A 961-nucleotide genomic window follows, 5' to 3' on the forward strand; every position below is an offset into this window, starting at 1 on the left:
TTCTGCACGGCCTTTTCGGTAATCAGCGGCCCGGCAACGACCCCCGGCTCGAAGCCGTCTCCGACCTTCATCAAAGAAACCTTCTCCGCAAGCTTCTCGGCGAAAGCATCATATATGCTGCCCTGGACATACAGGCGGTTGGCGCAGACGCAGGTCTGGCCGTTGTTGCGATATTTCGAGATCATCGCGCCTTCGACCGCGGCGTCGAGATCAGCATCATCAAAGACGATGAACGGTGCATTGCCGCCGAGTTCCAGGCCGAGCTTCATGATCTGCTCGGCACCCTGGCGCATCAAGATCTTGCCGACGCCGGTCGAGCCTGTGAACGTCAATTTCCGAACCTTGGCGTTTTCAGTGAACTCCTTGCCAATCGACGCAGAATCCCTGGATGTAACGACGTTGAACACGCCCGGCGGAAGGCCGGCACGCTCCGCAAGCACCGCCAGGGAAAGCGCCGACAAAGGCGTTTCGGCCGCGGGTTTGGAGACCATGGTGCAACCGGCTGCGACAGCTGGCGCAAACTTGCGTGCCAGCATCGCATTGGGAAAATTCCAGGGGGTGATGGACGCGACGACACCGACCGGCTGTTTGAGGACGATGATGCGCTTGTCCTGCTGATGACCCGGAATGGTGTCGCCATAGACACGCTTGGCTTCCTCGCCGAACCATTCGACATAGGAGGCGCCATAGAGGATTTCGCCTTTGGCCTCCGCCAACGGCTTGCCCATTTCGATGGTCAGGATCGCGGCCAGATCATCGGCATTGGCGACCATCAGATCATAGAGTTTGCGAAGCACAGCCCCACGCTCCTTGCCGGTCATTCTTGCCCACTCTTTCTGCGCCGTGTGCGCGGCATCAATGGCGCGGGCGGCGTCGGCTCGGGTCATATCCGGCAGGCTCGCGATCACCTCCCCCGTCGATGGATTGCTGACGTCGAAGGTCGCACCGGTTTCACCGCTTG

General features: G+C 60.1%; 1 protein-coding gene. It reads right to left on the reverse strand.

The features are described 5' to 3' along the window. Positions 1-961 (reverse strand): aldehyde dehydrogenase family protein (locus tag C5L13_RS28415; protein WP_158693562.1); only part of this gene is annotated, 961 nt, incomplete at both ends.

This window comes from Neorhizobium alkalisoli, from assembly GCF_002968635.1.
Lineage (GTDB): Bacteria > Pseudomonadota > Alphaproteobacteria > Rhizobiales > Rhizobiaceae > Neorhizobium > Neorhizobium alkalisoli.